At 69.9% G+C, this 1,492-nt stretch carries 1 protein-coding gene; it reads left to right on the top strand.

All coding sequences use genetic code 11. The annotated features are described in order from the left end of the window. A partial coding sequence (locus FVW27_RS15360; RefSeq protein ID WP_243838502.1) for a methyl-accepting chemotaxis protein occupies positions 1-1,078 on the top strand: 1,078 nt, incomplete at its 5' end. Positions 1,079-1,492 lie beyond the last annotated feature (414 nt).

Genomic DNA, 1,492 nt, shown 5'->3' with positions numbered 1-1,492 from the left:
CGTGGCCCGCAACGCGGGCGATGCCGCCGCCCAGGCCGACACCGCGCGCCAGAAGGCCCTGGCCGGGCGCGACGTGGTGAACCGGGCCGTGTCCTCCATCGCCGCCGTGCACGGACATACCACCGGCCTGCGCGAGGTCATGGGCGACCTGGGCACCCGCGCCGAATCCATCGGCCAGGTCATGGGCGTCATTACCGACATCGCCGACCAGACCAACCTGCTGGCCCTGAACGCCGCCATCGAGGCGGCCCGTGCCGGGGACGCCGGGCGCGGCTTTGCCGTGGTGGCGGACGAGGTGCGCAAACTGGCCGAAAAGACCATGCAGGCCACCCGAGAGGTGGGCGAGGTCATCGTGGCCATCCAGACCGGCACCCGCAAGACCTTGTCCGACATGGACGAGGCCGCCCGCGTGGTGGACGAGGCCACCCGCCTGGCACAGGATTCCGGCGAGGCCCTGGCCGAAATCGTGGACATAGTGGAAGCCACCTCCGACGGAGTGCGCACCATCGCCACCGCCGCCGAACAGCAGGCCGCCACATGCGAGGAAATCAACCGCATCACCGCGCAGGTCGATGCAATCTCGCGCCAGACAGCCGACGGCATGCACCGCGCCAACGACGACATCGCCGCCCTTTCCGCCCAGATGGCCCGACTGGCCACCCTGAACCGGGTGTTCCACGTCATCGGGCAGGGCACGGTGCAGACCCTCATGCGCGGGCTGGCCGACGCGCCGGACATCCGGTCCCTGCAACGCGAGCGCATAGAGGCGCACCTGCGCCGGGTCATTGCCGCCGCGCCGTACCTGGAACTGCTGTACATGACCGACGGCAAGGGCCGTCAGATCATCGCCAACATCGCCCCGGCGGCTCTGGCCACCCCGGCGGATGCGCAGGCCTGCGGCAAGGACTGGTCGTCGCGCCCGTGGTTTGCCGGAGCCATGGCCATCGGCGACCTGTACATCTCGGAAAGCTATGTCTCGCAGGCATCGGGCGCACCGTGCATCACGGTGTCCCTGCCCATGGAGGACGCCTCGGGCAACCCCGTTGCGCTGCTGGCGGCTGACGTGAAGTTGGCCTGATGCGATGTCGGCCTGACGCGATGTCGGCCTGACGCCTGCGGGCGCAGTCGGATGGCGGCGCGGCCCGTACCGCAACCACTATATTATGATGATGCAACCCGGTCGGGGCGTGCCAAACGGCGCGCCCCGATTTCCTTTCCGTTTCCCGTCCTGCCCGCGCCATCTCGGCCAATGGCGGGCAATCCCTTCCGGCACACCCTTGGGGACTGCACGTACGCCCCCCCCTTCCGTCCCCCGCGCGTTGCATGCCCATGGCGCATGCCCTTGCCGCATACGGGACGCCCGTGTACCATGCCCACTCGAATACCGCCCTGTCCGCGCGCCTTTCCGGGCTTGCCGGGCCGGGCACGACCGCGCAGCGCGCATCGAGCCCCATGCCCCCACGCCGCACGCCAGCCCCCATTGCGCCAGCCA

This window comes from Nitratidesulfovibrio liaohensis (genome assembly GCF_011682075.1).
GTDB classification, from domain to species: domain Bacteria; phylum Desulfobacterota; class Desulfovibrionia; order Desulfovibrionales; family Desulfovibrionaceae; genus Cupidesulfovibrio; species Cupidesulfovibrio liaohensis.
The sequence above is the reverse complement of the archived record's forward strand: the minus strand, read 5'-3'. Positions and strand labels throughout refer to the sequence as shown.